Here is a 1,823-nt window from a genome sequence, read left to right as displayed (position 1 = left end):
AGCAGCGCGGAGCGCGCCAAGGCAGCGATCCTGGGTGGCCCGTCGATGACGACGTGATCGGCCCGCCTGGCGAGTTCTGGCGCTTCCTGGTGCAGCGTTTCGCGTGCGAGGCCCACGGCGCTAAATAGCCTTGGCAAACCTTGCTGGCTGCGGCGCTGTGTCCAGTCCAGCGCGGAGCCCTGTGGATCGGCATCCAGCAGGATGACCGACTGCCCGCGCATCGCCAGCTCGCCGGCGATGTGGGTGGCGAGCGTGGTCTTTCCCACGCCGCCTTTCTGGTTGAGCAGCGCGACGATCATGACCGGACCCTCCGTGTCGGAAAGCCCGCCTGTTGCCGCTGCGCTTCGCGTCCTGTGGCGGTTGTCCACCGAGGCGCGGCGCTGCTACTACCAGTTAGAGTATTTAAGTTAGGGAAGTTAGGAGAGGCCGAAACCCGCGCCAGTATTAGCTTTGCGGCCGGTTTTGTTGCCTGATAGCACGAGGATTCGTTGCCTGATAGCACGATACCTCTGTTGCCTGATAGCACGAGTCCGTCCACAGGCTGCGCAGCAGTTATCCCCGTGCCGTGGACGGCACGGGCCGGAACGTCAGCAGCGGCGAGGCAATGCCCGAGACGTACTCGATGCCCAACTGGTAGCCAGGCAAGGCTTGCCGCACCACCAGTGCGCGCAGGTCGGCGGCGAAGTCGTAGTACCGCGCCACGCTGCCCGACTTGCGGTACAGGTGCTGGAAGTCGAACTGCCAGCCGCCAGGCTGTCGCCCGCCGTGCTTGCGCACCAGGCGGTACAGCCATCGCTCGATCCCGCCCGTCAGCCGGAAATACGCCGGGTCGATGGTCAACACGAGGGCAGCATCGAGCACGCCCGCATAGAACCAGTCCGGCAGGATCAGTTCCAGCCCCAAGGGGGTGCCCTTGGCATCGGCCAGTTCCTTCCACTCGTTGATCCATGAGAAGCGATGCAGGCGCCGCCCGGTCGTCTCGCGGATCGACGTGGCCACGGTCGTGGACTGCAGCCGATCCAAGGCCGCCTTGAGGCGCTGGTAGTCGCGCAGCGACGTACCGCGCCCGATGAAGCGCAGGATCTCGTAGGGCGTGGCCTGCATCAGCCGCGACGGGCGCAAGCCCGCATCGCGGGCTTCCACAATCTGGCTTGCAGCCCAGATCAGGATGTCCGCATCCCAAATCGTGGCGATGCCATGCTCCTGCGTGCCCTCCACGCGGATCGTGATGCCGCTGGCGCGGAAGTCGATCGGCGCCGTGCGCCGCGACTTCGCCAGCGAGAAGAACGGAAAGGCCATCAAGTCCTGGCTGTCGCGCGGCGCCATGTCGCCCGGCAAGGCGCGGAACAGATCGAGCTGTTCGCGCTCTTGCATCGGTCGCTGCCGCATGGGCAGCGCGGGGCTGGACATGGCGAAGGCCACCCGCGCGCCAGCGATCAGCGCGCACGGCTGTCCGCCGAATGCTGCTCGGCGTACTCGGGCTCGGACGTGCTCTCGAAGCTGCGCTCGGCGGCCCAGGCATCGAGGTCGACCACGGCGTACATCACGCGGCGGCCGAACTTGCGGAACTTGGGACCGCCTCCCAGCACGCGCTGCTTTTCCAGCGTGCGCGGCGACAGGCGCAGGTACTCGGCGGCTTCGTCGTTGGTGAGATAGCGTTGGGGCTGCGCGGCAGCGGTCGAGACAGTAGCGGCAGGCCGCAAGGGAGCAGGACGCATGGTGAGAACCTCCATCGGTTGCAGGGCTCCGGCCACACAGCGCAACCGGATGAAGGCAGTCTCAGAAAACGAAGCCCTCCTGCTCAGGGTCGTTTTGCGCTCTCT

The 1,823-nt window shown here is 66.3% G+C and carries 3 protein-coding genes; all 3 read right to left on the bottom strand.

Features of this window, described 5'->3' with window-relative positions; genetic code table 11:
- On the bottom strand, positions 1 to 299 hold a 299-nt coding region (locus H928_RS0118930; RefSeq protein WP_021027908.1), incomplete at its 3' end, for an AAA family ATPase.
- Between the two features lie 253 nt (positions 300 to 552).
- Complete coding sequence (locus tag H928_RS0118925; protein WP_011517539.1) at positions 553 to 1,410, bottom strand: replication initiator protein A; 858 nt, start codon at positions 1,408 to 1,410, stop codon at positions 553 to 555.
- Positions 1,411 to 1,436: 26 nt separating this feature from the next.
- A complete protein-coding gene (locus tag H928_RS0118920) occupies positions 1,437 to 1,718 on the bottom strand; it encodes an AlpA family transcriptional regulator (RefSeq protein WP_023123353.1) in 282 nt (93 codons plus the stop codon).
- Positions 1,719 to 1,823: the final 105 nt, after the last annotated feature.

Origin of the sequence: Comamonas sp. B-9, assembly GCF_000410635.1 — a bacterium.
Lineage (GTDB): Bacteria > Pseudomonadota > Gammaproteobacteria > Burkholderiales > Burkholderiaceae_C > Comamonas.
The sequence above is the reverse complement of the archived record's forward strand: the minus strand, read 5'-3'. Positions and strand labels throughout refer to the sequence as shown.

Bases quoted from the DNA above. Each gene is read 5' to 3' on its own strand.
- H928_RS0118925 (WP_011517539.1), bottom strand. From the start codon at position 1,410: ATGTCCAGCCCCGCGCTGCCCATGCGGCAGCGACCGATGCAAGAGCGC.
- H928_RS0118920 (WP_023123353.1), bottom strand. From the start codon at position 1,718: ATGCGTCCTGCTCCCTTGCGGCCTGCCGCTACTGTCTCGACCGCTGCC.